This window comes from Vibrio sp. 378, from assembly GCF_033339435.1.
The window spans coordinates 1-546 of the sequence record NZ_JAWOUO010001034.1 but is presented as its reverse complement, the minus strand read 5'-3'; the positions used below and the strand labels follow the sequence as shown (position 1 = coordinate 546).

At 46.5% G+C, this 546-nt stretch carries 1 protein-coding gene; it reads left to right on the top strand.

The features are described from left to right. Positions 1-546, top strand: a 546-nt coding sequence (locus tag R7Q48_RS30225) for an AMP-binding protein (protein WP_318134096.1), incomplete at both ends; no start/stop codon positions are given.

Genomic DNA, 546 nt, shown 5'->3' with positions numbered 1-546 from the left:
TGGCACAGCAACATAATGATTGGGCAGATATAACCAGCTTAGATACCTTTCCAAAAGTGTTGCAGCACAATGCCAAGCACTGGCCAGAGCAAGTGGCAATGCGAGAGAAAGAGTTCGGTATTTGGCGAGAGTTTACTTGGCAGGATTACGAAAACCGAGTCAAGTGGATGGCATTATCGCTACAAGATTTAGGCATCGGCGAGCAAGATGTGATTGGCCTGTTGGGGGATAACCGACCTGAATGGGTTTGGGGTGAACTGGCTGCGCACGCGATCAAAGGCTATTCACTGGGTATCTATCAAGATTCCATGCATGAAGAAGTGGCGTACTTAATCAATTACGCGAAAGCGAAAGTTGTGATTGCCGAAGATGAAGAGCAATGCGACAAACTGCTTGAGCTAGGCGATGAAATTCCAAGTGTGGAATACATTATTTACTGCGACCCACGCGGGATGCGCAAATACGATGATCCGCGACTGATTGATGTTGAGCAGGTCTACAAAAAAGGTCAGCTGATCGATAAAGCTAACCCAGATAAGTATCTCA